At 66.5% G+C, this 529-nt stretch carries 1 pseudogene; it reads right to left on the bottom strand.

Going from position 1 to position 529, the window contains the following annotated elements:
• Positions 1-529: pseudogene (locus tag V5E28_RS49140) on the bottom strand (DNA-directed RNA polymerase subunit beta); the annotation flags it as partial.

Below are 529 nucleotides of genomic sequence, written 5' to 3'. Positions count from 1 at the left end.
GATCTTGTCGTCGACCAGGTGGAGCAGCTTGAGGATGTAGACGTAGCCGACCGCGATCGGGTACGGGAACGGCTCACCGCTGCGGCCGTCGAACAGCAGGGCCTTACCGCTGCGCTCCACCAGCCGATCCCCGTCACGGTTGGGGAGGGTGCAGTCGAGCAGGCCGACGATCTCCTCCTCGTGGGCGCCGTCGAAGACCGGGGTGGCCATGTTGGTGCGCGGGGCGACCTTGTCGAGGCTCTTGTCGCGCAGCCGCTCGGCCCACGCCTCCTCGACACCGGAGATGTCCCACCCCTTGGCCGCGATCCACCCCAGGTGCATCTCCAGCACCTGGCCGACGTTCATCCGGCCGGGCACACCGAGGGGGTTGAGGATGATGTCGACGGGGGTTCCGTCCTCCAGGAACGGCATGTCCTCGATGGGAAGGATCTTGGAGATGACGCCCTTGTTGCCGTGGCGGCCGGCCAGCTTGTCGCCGTCGGTGATCTTACGCTTCTGGGCCATATAGACGCGGACCAGCTCGTTGACC

Origin of the sequence: Nonomuraea sp. LPB2021202275-12-8 (genome assembly GCF_037044575.1) — a bacterium.
Classification (GTDB): domain Bacteria; phylum Actinomycetota; class Actinomycetes; order Streptosporangiales; family Streptosporangiaceae; genus Nonomuraea.
This window is presented reverse-complemented; position numbering and strand designations above follow the sequence as displayed.